Below are 258 nucleotides of genomic sequence, written 5' to 3'. Positions count from 1 at the left end.
AAAGTGATCTTTATCCTGAGGCTCGAATCATCTAATCCCCGCATGGGTGCTTAATAGATGGGCGAAAGGCGTCATGCTGCTACGGGTTCGCACCTGAAGTCGTTGCCATACTTCAGAATTGCCCACGCCATCCGCGCGTTCTTGGCCGCGATGGCGATTGCTGCCCGCCAGTAACCACGGCGCTCGACCAGGTTGCGAATCCATCTACTGAGCCGGTCTTGCTTGTCGCCGAGATTGGCCATTACTGCACGTGCCCCC

General features: G+C 57.0%; 1 pseudogene. It reads right to left on the bottom strand.

The features are described 5' to 3' along the window. Positions 1-71: 71 nt before the first annotated feature. Positions 72-258, bottom strand: a pseudogene (locus SB753_RS38865) (IS110 family transposase); the annotation flags it as partial.

The sequence above is a fragment of the Paraburkholderia sp. SIMBA_053 genome (genome assembly GCF_046534895.1).
GTDB classification, from domain to species: Bacteria; Pseudomonadota; Gammaproteobacteria; order Burkholderiales; family Burkholderiaceae; genus Paraburkholderia; species Paraburkholderia caledonica.
Note: the sequence above shows the minus strand (reverse complement) of the source record. Positions and strands in the feature narration are given on the sequence as shown.